We start from the raw sequence: 12,528 nt of genomic DNA, 5'->3' as shown, positions 1-12,528 counted from the left end.
CCTAGCGGGACTAATATCCTTTGATCATGCTATAAGCAGTAAATTTGTTGTAGTACGTAAAAAGAAGAAAGATGCTCAGAAATGAGCATCTTTCTTCTTTTTTATTTATATCGAAAAAACTTGAAAAATATATCGATAAATTTAAAAATAACACTTGCAATCTTGAATGATATTTGTTATTATATAGACAAAGATAGATATAGATTTGGTGATAAGTACACCGATAATAATATAACTGTTACATTAGAACTCAATTAAGGAGGACATAACATGTCTATTATTGGTAAACAACTTCCTGAATTTACTCTAGATGCTTTCAAAAAACCTGAATTAGTAAAAGTTAGTACTGCAGATGTGTTGGGCAAATGGTCCATCTTCGTATTCTATCCAGCAGACTTCACATTTGTTTGCCCTACAGAATTAGAAGACGTACAAAACTCTTATGCAGAATTGAAAGAACTAGGTTGCGAAGTTTACTCCGTATCTTGTGACTCTGAATTCGTTCACAAAGCATGGTCTGATGCTTCTCCAAGCATTAATAAAATCGAGTACTACATGTTAGCTGATAAAAAACATGAATTAGCTGATTTCTTCGACGTATTCCAAGAAGAATCCGCTATGGCTTACCGTGGTACATTCGTAGTAGATCCAGAAGGTTTCGTTCGTACAGCTGAAATCCATGACATGGGTATCGGCCGTTCTGCTGAAGAATTGGTTCGTAAAGTACAAGCGGCTCAATTCGTAGCAAAACATGGTGACCAAGTGTGTCCTGCACGTTGGAAACCAGGTAAAGACACATTGAAACCAGGTCTTGATCTCGTAGGTAAAATCTAATTTAGAAATAACTTAAACGCTAGAATAATCTAGACAACTCCTCAAATGACAAAACGGGCGCGCATCGTTTTCCTGACGATACGGTAAGTCCCAATACCAGATGAACCCTCTCCAATTCATCATGGTAAACCTCATATAACAAACTACAAACTATACGCAAAAGGACTGGCCTTCGGGCTAGTCCTTTTGTGTTATGTAAAATAGTTAATGTATCGATATGTGTGATTGCTAGTCTAATAATAGAATAAAATAAAATAAATCAATAATATAGGCTTAGGCCAATAAATATAAGGGTTTTAAATACCCCCTTGTAAAAGTAGGAAATAAGTTCTTGCATTTTTAGATTTAGTGGTCTATAATGAAATTAATTCCTAGTGATACACAAGGTTTTATAAATGAAGTAGGATAAGTGCTTTATAACATGGGGTGTGTTAGCACTAACTTTTACAAAGAGAGGCAAGATATATGAGGATTTCCACAAAAGGTCGCTATGCATTGATGGTTCTCATCGATTTAGCAGAGCAAGGTCAGGATAAACCGGTTTCCTTGCGATCCGTTGCAGAACGACAAGGTATATCTGAGAAATACCTTGAGGGTATTGTGGCTCGTTTGGGTGCCGCTAACCTAGTGGATAGTATTCGTGGTAAATACGGAGGCTATCGCTTATCTAAAAGCCCTAAAGAGTACACTATTATTGAAATTTTGCTTGCCACGGAAGAATCCATGGCTATTATCTCCACTCTTGATGAAGGGGTGAGTACTGATACAGTAATCAATGAGAGAACTGTTGGTTTCTGGGCGGGATTACAAAACTATATTCATGATTATCTAGAAAACGTAACTCTTCAAGATGTAATTGATGGAACTTACGCTAAACTTGATACAAAATATGATAATTGGGATGGTTCTATTTAATAAGGAGTAACTATTATGTCTAATATTGCAAAATCTTTCGTTGAATTAATTGGTAAAACACCTTTGTTGGCAGCTACACGTTTTGGTAAAAAATATGGCGCAGATGCAAATATTTTTGCTAAATTGGAATACTTTAATCCAGGTGGCTCTGTTAAAGATCGTATTGCTGCAGCAATTATTCAAGCAGCTGTTGAATCTGGTGAATTACAACCAGGTGGTACAATCGTAGAAGCTACATCTGGTAACACTGGTATCGGTTTATCCGCTGTTGGTGCTGCTCTTGGCTATAAAGTTGTAATCGTAATGCCAGAAACAATGTCCATCGAACGCCGTAAATTGATGCTTGGCTATGGTGCTCAACTCGTGTTGACTGATGGCTCTCTTGGCATGAAAGGTGCTATTGCAAAAGCTAAAGAAATCGTAACAGCTACAGCTGGTGCCATCGAGGCGGGTCAATTCGTAAATCAAGCAAACCCAGCAATTCACTATAAAACAACTGGTCCTGAAATCTGGCAAGATACAGATGGTACAGTAGATATCTACGTAGCTGGTGTTGGTACAGGCGGTACTTTGACTGGTGCAGGTCGTTATTTAAAAGAACAAAACCCTGACGTAAAAATTGTGGCTGTTGAACCAACTGATTCCCCAGTATTGTCCAATGGCAAACCTGGTCCTCACAAAATCCAAGGCTTAGGCGCTGGCTTCATTCCTGATACTTTAGATACTTCCATTTATGATGAAGTAATCCAAGTAACTAATGATGATGCATTTGCTACATCTCAAGCATTTGGTCATACAGAAGGTATCCTAGTTGGTATTTCCTCTGGTGCTGCTCTTTGGGCTGCTCAAGAATTGGCTAAACGTCCTGAGAATAAAGGCAAAAACATCGTAGTAATTCTTCCTGATACAGGTGAACGCTACTTGTCCACTGCATTATTCCCAGAAGTATAATAGAATATGATTAGTGAAAGCAATAATCTGGCTTTCCTAAGATAGTAGAGCCCCTCGGTAGAGGGGCTTTTTTTTAATGTTACAATTTTATATAAGAAAAAGGAGCTATTAGGTAGCTCCTTTTTTGTTATGGTATGTATTTAGTTATTATTATCTACCGTTTTTAACGATATTGTCCATCCAGTTGAATAATTCGTCTAAATCGTAGTCGCCAGAATGGTCTACATCAAATGGTGTTGCCATATCTACGTTGTACCCAAGGTTTTGAGCACGTGTACCTACAATCAATGGGATGGCTACGGATGTATTGCTATCAGCTGTACCATAGCGAATACGATAGTAGCGTGCATTTGTCGCTGCTGGAGAACCGAGATAGTTCATTGGATTCATCATAGTAACGATTTTAGCATTTTCTACGTATACATCTTGGTTAGGTGTTGTATCGTGTAATGCAGCAGTAATTGTAAAGTGATTATTATCTGTAGCACTTGTACCGAATAGGCTATTCTCGCCAGAGTCATTAGAACGGGAGTCGAATGCACCTGGTGCTTTAGAACGACTTACAAATTGATTATAAGCTTCCCAGTTAATATCTTTAATATCGCCTGTTTTATTATCTCGTACAAAGTATGTATGTTTAGATAAATCAGTACCTTTAGCTTGTGCTTTATTAGCTGCATCGATGATGAATGCTTTCACATAATTTTTGAAAGTACCATTGCCATTCTTATCTAGTTTCAATACACGCCCCATAGAGTCATGCAATTGTAAATTGTTTACGTATTCTGGGAAGTGTTCACTTAGTAAGTTAGAGTATGCTACATCATCAGCATTCAAGTTTACACGTTGCATTGTACGTTGCGGAGGAGCTGTATTACCACCTACGTTGGCTTGAGGCAATTCGCCTTGGCCCATCGTTACTTTATTGAAAGATGTAATACCTTTATAGCTCCATTCATAGGCCATATCAGCCGCATCAAGGTTTGTAATAGGCGCATAGGCAGAAACTGCATATACATTGGTTGCCGCTGTAGCAGCACCTAATGCTTGTAAATATGGTTGGAAGTCAGAGTTGTTACCAGTGGCACCTTGCAATAAGGATACAGCACCACCAGCACTTGTACCATTAGTGATGATACGATTTGCATTACCTGGCATTGTGGAATCGTTAGCATGTAAGTATGCTGTTGCAGCTTGTAAGTCAACAATAACTGCAGGCGCTTTACCGATAAAGTTGCCATCGGATGCTTTATTTGTACGACCACGGGTAGCCGGGGAAGCTACTACATAGCCACGGGATAATGCGTAAAGAACACTATTAGGTTTGCCATTTTCCACTTTTGGAGTCATAGCTTGGCTTGGCATATAACCACCTACCGCATTTGGCATGAAGATAGGGGCTGTTTGCGTATTGTAACCATTTACAGTGCCATTGTTGAAGTATTCTTCTGGTACATAAATGTTCATGTACTGTTGATCGATATCGATTGGATTAGCCACGTAAGGGATATATTCGAAGGCGCGATATTTGATTTCCTTATTATCTACTGTAGTAGACATGGATTCGTAATTTTTCACGTCGAAAGCAAGGCTAATCTTCGCAGATGTATCGGCTTGTAATGGTGGTTCCATTGGTTGAGAAAGAATATTTTTATCTTCCGTTACACCAGCACCTTTTGTGGAAGCTTCATTACGAGCATCTACATAAGATTGAGGTAATTTATTTTCTTGAGCTTTAGCTTGTGCCTCAGCTTCGGCTTTAGCTTTTGCTTCTGCCTCAGCTTGAGCCTTAGCGGCAGCTTCCGCTTCAGCTTTAGCTTTAGCTTTTGCCTCTGCTTCAGCTTGAGCTTTAGCGGCGGCTTCCGCTTCAGCTTTAGCTTTTGCCTCTGCTTCAGCTTGAGCCTTAGCAGCAGATTCAGCTTGTGCTTTAGCAGCAGCCTCTGCTTCTTCTTTTGCTAATTGCTCGGCAGCTAAACGTTCTTGCTCTTCTTTGATGGCAACTTGTCTTGCCATTTCTGCTTGTTGTGCAGCAATGCGATCTTGTTCTGCTTTGATTGCTGCTTCACGTTCAGCTTTAGCTGGTTCGGCAGCAATACGTTGTTGTTCAGCTTGCTCTGCTGCGATACGCTCTTGTTCAGCTTTTAAGGCAGCTTGTCGTTGAGCTTCAGCTTGCTCTGCTGCAATACGTTGTTGTTCTGCTTGCAAAGCCGCTTGGCGTTGAGCTTCAGCTTGTTCTGCAGCGATACGTTGTTGCTCTGCTTGTTGAGCTGCAATGCGATCTTGTTCAGCTTTTAAGGCAGCTTGGCGTTGAGCTTCAGCGATACGAGCTTGTTCAGCTTGTTGAGCAGCTAAACGTTGTTGCTCTGCTTGTATAGCAGCTTGACGTTGAGCTTCAGCTTGTTCAGCAGCAATACGTTGTTGTTCAGCTTTTAAGGCAGCTTGGCGTTGAGCCTCAGCTTGCTCTGCAGCGATACGTTGTTGTTCCGCTTGCATAGCTGCTTGACGTTGAGCCTCAGCTTGCTCTGCAGCAATACGTTGTTGTTCAGCTTGCAAAGCCGCTTGTCGTTGAGCTTCAGCTTGCTCTGCAGCTAAACGTTGTTGTTCAGCTTGCAAAGCCGCTTGACGTTGAGCTTCAGCTTGTTGAGCTGCCAAACGTTGTTGTTCAGCTTGTTGTTGCGCTGCAATACGGCGTTGTTCTTCTTGGATACGAAGACGTTCTTGTTCTGCAGCTTGACGTTGAGCTTCTGCGATACGAGCTTGTTCAGCTTGCTCCGCGGCAATACGTTCTTGCTCAGCTCTTAGAGCCGCTTGGCGTTGAGTCTCAGCTTGTTGAGCCGCCAAACGTTGTTGTTCGGCTTGCATAGTCGCTTGACGTTGCGCCTCGGCTTGTTGTTGTGCTACGCGTTGCTGTTCTGCCTGCATAGCCATTTGACGTTGTTGTTCTGCTAGAATTACCGCTTGACGTTGTGCTTCAGCTTGCTTTTGCGCAACCATTTGCTGATCAACTTGATTTGCACCTGATTGTTGTGCTGCTTCTTCAGCTGCTAGTTGAGCTAATCTTTCACGTTCTGCACGTTGAATATCTCGAATAGTTAACTTTTGTTTTGCTACAACGGCTTTAGTTTGAGTTGTATTAGCAATAACTAAAGGTGTTGTAGATTCTTGTTGAACCATTACAGGAGTACGTTGTACCTGTGTCGTTTGTACTTGCTGTTTGCCATCAACTTGTTTTTGTACTGTAACAGGTTCAGTTTTACGTTGTACATTCATCAAGCTATGCATAGCCAATGTTGGTTCCATTACAGCATTAGTTTGTTTATTAACAACATATTGTGGCTGTGAAACGGCTCTTTGTTGATCAGATAAAGCTTTTGCTATATCGTTTACCGGTACTGGACGTACACGGGGAATTAAAGGTGTTACCTTTGGATCCGCTTGTGTGGTAGCACTTGGTTGCATAACTTGTTGTGTTTGCATTACCGGTTGTGCTTGTGTAGGAACCATTTGAGGTGGTGCTACGCGAACCGGAGCCATTGGTTGTGCCTGTATAGGTTTTACGGCTGCCTGTTGTGGTGCAACAACTATTGGTTGTGTAGTTGCAGGGGTAGGCTGAGTAGCCATAGGTCGCACGACTGGGGTTGCTACATTTGTAGTACCTTGCGTCGTTGATTCAGTGGTAGTGTTCGAACCTACCAAATCATTCATATTGAGGGTAGGGGCTGCGTGGGCAACACCACCCAACGCTGCAGCTGCAAAAAATGCAGCGGTAACCTTACGTTTCCTAGATGATTTCATGAATTACTCTCCGAACTAGATTTCAAATAATAATTTATAATTTTAAAATTTATTTATATTTATATAGTTTAACATAAATCGATATATTTGTACAATTTATGAAAATATAGATGAATACTGGATGGGTGTAAAGAAGATGAGAATAGGAAAATATAAATAAATTTAAAGTGCATAGAATATTACATATTGCTTCTAATGATTTGAAGTAGTTTTTTATTATATGTACATATTTCCGTAATATATGATATGCTTTTGGTAATTTGATTGACTTTCAATTATAAAGGAGAGAGTATGCTTAGAAAAATCTTACTAGCGTGTATGGTGCTAGGAACTTTCACCATACAGACACAAGCTATATCGATTAATGAGTTGAATGGATCACCACAGTTTAAAAATGTGTATGAAAAAACATATTCTTATGGTGATGGTTCAAGTAATAGGGATGTATTCTTTTTAAATACCTATTCTGTAGAGTCTCTAGAATATGCAGCACCACATTATAAATTGAAAGGTACTGTTTATTCTGTAGACGAACGTGCTCGTGATTGGGCTATTACAGAATATGAATTGACTGCTACCTATGATACGAATTATTCCTTGGCTAGCTTAATACAAGCCCAGCAGAGTGTAAAACCGTCGCCAGCTATGTATGCTGTTATTAAGGCTGCACAAGATGATTCTGGTATACAGATTGAGTTACAAGCGGTCAAACGATACACTTGGGATGGCACTGTGGTTAATAGCCCAGCTAGATTGCTACATCAATTACGACCGCTTGACCGTAGTCGTTCGGATCAGGATCTCTTCGCCATAGCAGATGCCATGTTTGTCGTTGCTTATCAGCAACATTTTGATGATATTGTCTTGAAATGAGGTGCCATATGAAACGTTTCTTATTTATTATGGCCATCTTATGCGTATGGTGCGTGTCTTTTACTTCTGTGAAAGCCGTTTCTAATGTTGAATTACGAGATACGAGTCGTTTTGAACATATTATATCTAAAGGTGATACTGGTGGTGGAGATGGTAAATACATTGAGTTGAGTACAGTCAAAGATGTGTCTACAAGTGATAGTACCAAAAGTATAGAGGCTAAGATTTATGTTGTATTGCCTTCGTCTAATTTGATTCGAGAATACACCATTCATTATGACTATAACTTAAATTATTCTTTTGCGAATTTAGTAGCCAAAATGCCAGAGTTTAAACAACAATTTCCGGATTTCTATTTAGGTGAAATATGGAATATAAAAATGGATGATTCTGGAATTGTTGGTACTGTTAAGGCTCAACAGGATTACACGCTGCATGGTGAAAGTAAACCTACACAACCAGGTTATAAAGGGTATGAGCATGTTACCTTCTTAACACCTACAGACTTTGATTTTGAAAGCTATCACGTTGCAAATCGAGTTTTCAAGAAAGTATTTGGCGTATTTTATGATGATGTAATCCGATAGTGTTACATAAGAAAAGGACTAGAACTCTAGGAGTTCTAGTCCTTTTGCTATATGTACTAATTATTATTTTATTATATGTACAATTTTCTGTATTTTAGTATTTCGCTAGCTTTCACAATAGACAATTGGTCATCAACTAATTATTTATAAATGATTGAGCTGGATGATTTAATTGTGAGATTATTTTTTCAAGCTTGGTTTTAATAGTGCCAAGATGATGCAAGCGATAACGGAGCCGATTGCAATGGATGCAAGGTAAAGAAGTGGGTTACCGATTGTTGGTACTACGAAGATACCGCCATGTGGAGCGCGTAATGTACATTCGAAGAACATGGACAATGCACCAGCTGTACCAGCACCGATGATGCAAGCTGGTAATACGCGAACTGGATCCGCCGCTGCAAATGGGATAGCCCCTTCTGTGATGAAGGAAAGACCCATAATATAGTTTGTAATACCAGATTTACGTTCTGCTTCTGTGAAGCGGCTAGGGAAGAATGTAGTACAAAGAGCGATTGCCAACGGAGGAACCATACCACCTGCCATTACAGCCGCCATAATACCATATTCACCAGTAGCAAGTGCGCCAGTGCCGATAACGTAAGCCGCTTTGTTTACAGGACCGCCCATATCAACGGACATCATAGCACCAAAGATGAGACCTAACAATATGCGGCTAGTAGTACCCATGGATTGCAAGGAGTCCATTAACCAGTGGTTAAGTGCAGATACAGGAGGGTTGATTACGAAGGTAATGGCAAGACCTATGAACAATACACCAAGTACAGGATAGAAGAGAACTGGTTTTGTACCTTCTAACGCTTGAGGCAAACCAGATACTAATTTTTTTACTAATAATACTAAATAACCTGCTGCAAAGCCGGCGATTAATGCGCCAAGGAAACCAGAGCCACCTTGGTTAGCCAATAAGCCACCAACGAAACCAGCTACAAGACCTGGGCGATCAGCAATACTCATAGCAATGTAACCAGCTAGCACTGGCAACATGAAGCCAAAGGATGCGCCACCGATTTGCATTAAGAAGCCAGATAAAGGTGTACCAGAACCGAAGTTTTTAGGATTCGCAGGATCGAATGTATCGAACAAGAATGCAAGGGCAATCAAGATACCGCCACCGATAACGAATGGCAACATGTGAGATACGCCGTTCATCAAGTGTTTGTAGATTTGACGACCTACACTGTCAGATGCGCTAGCAGCGATTTCAGCGGATTCGCGGTCAGCTGCAGAGGCATGATATACAGGTGCTGTTCCAGCTGTAGCTTCACGCAATAATTCTTCTGCTTTATTGATGCCGTTAGCTACCTTTGTTTGAATCATAGGCTTGCCATCGAAGCGAGCCATTTCTACTTGGCGGTCAGAAGCGACGATAATGCATTTGGCATGTTCAATTTCTTCTGCTGTAAGCGCATCTTTTACGCCAGATGCACCGTTTTTCTCAACCTTTAAGGAAATGCCCATTTCTTTAGCTTTGCGCTCTAAGGACTCCGCAGCCATGTAGGTGTGCGCGATGCCTGTAGGACAACCTGTAACGGCTAATACTTCATAGTGAGGATTATCTACAGAAATTTTAGGAGCTACTTTTTCGATAGCTTCTGTAGCTTTTTCTTCAATAGTATCAGTGAGGCTTGGTGCTTCTTGAGGTTCAGGTTGTTTAATAAAGCCTTCTACAGATGGATCAAAGTTGCCTTGCTCTTTCGCTGTTACGAGCTCCAAGAAACGTTCTACAGTTGGAGCAGCGATGAGGGCTTCTTTGAAATCTGGGTCGATAACCATCATAGCTAATTGGCTCAATACCTCTACATGAGTGTCAGCTGCGCCTTCTGGAGCTGCAATCATGAAGAATAAACGAGATGGTTGACCGTCGAGTGCTTCGAAGTCTACGCCGTGAGGCACAACCATAGCTGCTAGGCCTGCTTCTTTTACGCCTGCGGACTTAGCATGTGGTGTAGCGATGCCGTCACCAAGGCCGGTAGAGCCAGATTCCTCACGAGCGAAAACGGCTGCTAAGTACTCACCTTTGTCGATGAGGTTACCGCCTTTTTCCATTAACTCGCCTAAGGTATAAATAGCGTCAGCCTTTGTAACAGGGTCCGCATTTAGCAGGACGGATTGAGGTTTTAATAAATCAGTGATTTGCATATGTGTACTCCTTGATGCAAATAAAATGTAAAACTAGTTAACTCGTACTTGTGAAAGTAATGCTTCTACTTCTGTCAGTGTAGCGAGATTTTCAGAGTAAGCGGAGGCAGAGCCACTAGAGATGCCCCAGTAGAGCGCCTCTTGTAGGTCACCTGTTTTTTCAAAGCCTGTAATAAAGCCAGCCACCATGGAATCGCCGGCGCCTACGGAATTTACGAGTGTACCCTTAGGGGCAGGGCTCGTATATACCGTACCGTCAGCAGCGACCAAGATAGCTCCATCACCAGCCATGGAGATGAGCACATGTTGTGCGCCTTTCTCTTGTAATGCCTTAGCTGCCTCTACGAGGTCATCCTTTGTGGAAAGGGTACGACCAAAGATTTCGCTAAGCTCGTGATTATTTGGTTTAATTAAAAACGGTTTATATGGCAAGACCCGTGTGAGTAAGTCTTTCGTAGCATCTACCACAATGCGAATATTTTTATGTTGTAAGCGCTCCATAATGAGTTCGTACATATCGCTTGGTAAGCTAGAAGGAATGCTACCTGCAAGGATCAAAGTATCCTGCTCAGTTAATGTATCGAGCTGTTTGTAGAGGGCTTCTAGTTCGTCGTCTGCGATGATGGGACCACGGCCGTTAATTTCTGTTTCTTCGTCAGAGGCTTTCACCTTAACATTGATGCGAGTTAAACCTTCGCGAAGACGGATGAAATTTTCTTTCACACCGAATTGGTTCAGTTGTGTTACGATTTCCTCCCCTGTAAAGCCTGCAATGAAACCGAGTGCCGTTGTATCCATGCCTAGGTTGTTGAGCACGATGGATACGTTGATACCCTTGCCGCCACCGAGAACGTACTCTTGTGTGGTGCGATTAATGGTGCCCGTCTTGAGTTGATCAAGACGTACGATATAATCGAGGGCTGGGTTAAAGGTAATGGTGTAAATCATACAAATTCCCCTTTAAGATAAATGAATTAGCCTATGATTGGTTAATCTTGTAATTAGTGTAAATTTGATTGATTTTGTAATTAACGTATAATTGGTTGATCTTGATTCCGTAGTCGTAACCAGTAAAGGAGCGGTACGAGGTATAGGAAGAAGGCGAATGGTACATAGCCAGCGGTGCTAGTACCCATCATAACTACAGGTACGTAGGCAGCGATGTTCCATGGTTGTAATGGAGCAATGACGATGCCACTATTTTCAAAGTCGAGCATCACATCTTCGTCCTGAATGCCTCGTTGTGCGTAGGTAATGCGCATAATAGAGTGGGTCATCACTACTGCAATAGCTTGACTACAACCTACAGCACCTGTTAAAAAGGCAAGACCTACGTTTGCAGCAAATACATCGCTTCGTGTTTTTGCTCGCTCTAATAGTTGTCGAATATCGTTCCAGAAGCCAACCCCTTCGAGCATGCCAGAAATGGCAGTTGCCATAAAAATGGAAAGGGTAGGGATGAACATCGTTTGTAAGCCACCGCCGTGAATGATATCTGCTAGTGGATTATAATGTGGTAGTTCAAAGCCTGTTAAGGTATACCAGCCTAAATCAGAAAGGGTAGCGCCCTGATTGGTATAAGCCAAAATTGCCGCTGCTAATGCACTAAGGCCGATAGGCCAACGGATAGATACTTTCAAAGGTAACAGACCAATGACGATGATCACAGGAATCCACAAGGTCCAATCGATGTTGAACACAAAGTGGATCGTATCAGACAGTAAGCTATTTGCATAGTTGAGAGGGAACCACTGGGATAGTATTAGGTAGAGCACTGTAGAAATAACAAGTGCTGGTAGACCATCCTTAAACATAATAGGAATGTTAGTCGATACCTTTGTATGAGTTAAGGCTGCTACGAGAGAGGCGCTAGACGATAAAGAACCATTCCGATCCCCAAAGTAAGCGCCAGCAATGATGGCACCTGCTACGATATTCTCTGGAATATTACCAGCTCTTGCCATCGTAATGAGTACAATACCTATGGTACCCACAGTGCCAAGGGCAGTTCCTAACAGCATGCTCACTAGTGCTGTTAATAAAAAGGCACAAGCGATAAAGATAGAAGGATCAATCAAGTCGATGCCTGTGGCGATAATCATAGGGATAACGCCTGCAGCTTGCCACATGGCGATGAGCCAACCGATGAGCAGGAATATTTGCATCACCACAATGGAGGTTTTAGCACCTGTCCATGATAGGTTTAGTAGTTCCTTTGGTTGGTACCCTTTGCGGTAGAACACATAAGCCATAATGCACCATACCACAATCAAGGCGTAACCGATGGCAATGCTATTAGCTACGGCGATGATGATGACGAGTATGGATAGAAGTAAGCCTATGAGGGGCTCTGTATTTTTCGGCATCATTGAACGGCCTTGTTGATACTTTAGAAACGCATTTAATATGA

Annotated in this window: 9 protein-coding genes; 5 read left to right on the top strand and 4 right to left on the bottom strand. The window is 41.5% G+C overall.

Features of this window, described 5'->3' with window-relative positions; genetic code table 11:
* Window positions 1-270: 270 nt before the first annotated feature.
* From ahpC to cysK, 3 genes are all read left to right on the top strand, one after another.
* Window positions 271-834: an alkyl hydroperoxide reductase subunit C gene (gene ahpC / locus EL171_RS08435; RefSeq protein ID WP_004698190.1), complete on the top strand. Its 564-nt coding sequence runs from the start codon at window positions 271-273 to the stop codon at window positions 832-834.
* A 465-nt stretch (window positions 835-1,299) separates the two neighbouring features.
* Window positions 1,300-1,749 carry an RrF2 family transcriptional regulator gene (locus EL171_RS08430; protein WP_004698292.1) on the top strand — a complete coding sequence of 150 codons (450 nt, stop codon included), beginning with the start codon at window positions 1,300-1,302 and terminating at the stop codon, window positions 1,747-1,749.
* 15 nt (window positions 1,750-1,764) lie between these two features.
* Window positions 1,765-2,700, top strand: coding sequence for a cysteine synthase A (gene cysK / locus EL171_RS08425; protein WP_005385347.1), 936 nt, complete (start codon window positions 1,765-1,767; stop codon window positions 2,698-2,700).
* Window positions 2,701-2,850: 150 nt separating this feature from the next.
* Here cysK and EL171_RS09940 read toward each other — a convergent pair whose 3' ends face one another.
* Window positions 2,851-6,495, bottom strand: coding sequence for a subtype B tannase (locus EL171_RS09940; protein ID WP_005385349.1), 3,645 nt, complete (start codon window positions 6,493-6,495; stop codon window positions 2,851-2,853).
* 291 nt (window positions 6,496-6,786) lie between these two features.
* Here EL171_RS09940 and EL171_RS08415 point away from each other — a divergent pair, with 291 nt between their 5' ends.
* Entirely contained in the window at window positions 6,787-7,368 is a 582-nt protein-coding gene (locus EL171_RS08415) for a hypothetical protein (protein WP_005385350.1), read from the top strand.
* Window positions 7,369-7,376: 8 nt separating this feature from the next.
* Window positions 7,377-7,955, top strand: a complete 579-nt coding sequence (locus EL171_RS08410) for a hypothetical protein (protein WP_039968942.1) — start codon at window positions 7,377-7,379, stop codon at window positions 7,953-7,955.
* A gap of 180 nt (window positions 7,956-8,135) precedes the next feature.
* Here the strand turns inward: EL171_RS08410 and EL171_RS08405 are convergent, their stop codons facing one another.
* From EL171_RS08405 to EL171_RS08395, 3 genes are all read right to left on the bottom strand, one after another.
* Entirely contained in the window at window positions 8,136-10,118 is a 1,983-nt protein-coding gene (locus EL171_RS08405; protein ID WP_005385354.1) for a PTS fructose transporter subunit IIABC, read from the bottom strand.
* A gap of 33 nt (window positions 10,119-10,151) precedes the next feature.
* The gene (gene pfkB / locus EL171_RS08400; protein ID WP_005385356.1) at window positions 10,152-11,066 is read right to left on the bottom strand and encodes a 1-phosphofructokinase; all 915 of its coding nucleotides are present in this window, start codon (window positions 11,064-11,066) and stop codon (window positions 10,152-10,154) included.
* Between the two features lie 80 nt (window positions 11,067-11,146).
* Window positions 11,147-12,484: a Na+/H+ antiporter NhaC family protein gene (locus tag EL171_RS08395; RefSeq protein WP_232013667.1), complete on the bottom strand. Its 1,338-nt coding sequence runs from the start codon at window positions 12,482-12,484 to the stop codon at window positions 11,147-11,149.
* Window positions 12,485-12,528: the final 44 nt, after the last annotated feature.

Origin of the sequence: Veillonella dispar (assembly GCF_900637515.1) — a bacterium.
GTDB lineage: Bacteria > Bacillota > Negativicutes > Veillonellales > Veillonellaceae > Veillonella > Veillonella dispar.
This window is presented reverse-complemented; position numbering and strand designations above follow the sequence as displayed.